1 protein-coding gene is annotated in these 233 nt (G+C 40.8%); it reads right to left on the reverse strand.

The features are described 5' to 3' along the window. Positions 1-233, reverse strand: a 233-nt coding sequence (locus ACFIK8_RS09465) for a (d)CMP kinase (RefSeq protein ID WP_375669278.1), incomplete at both ends; no start/stop codon positions are given.

The raw sequence follows: 233 nt of genomic DNA on the forward strand, positions 1-233 counted from the left end.
CTGCCAGGGAAAATTCTAGCAAAGTCGCGTTGTTTTGCAACAAGAATGTCACGTAAAGCTGGTATGAGTGCTATTTTTGAAGCAGCTTCGCCAAGTTCATGAGAAGAAAGAAGAGCTGGCTTTAAAGTGTTAAAATCAAGTTTTTTAGCATAAGCAAGTGCACTTTTTTCATCATTGAGAGCCAATTTTTGTTGTAAAAGCGCATGGGCAACACCGCGATAAGTGAGGCCAGT

The organism is Bartonella sp. MR168JLCBS (genome assembly GCF_042194175.1).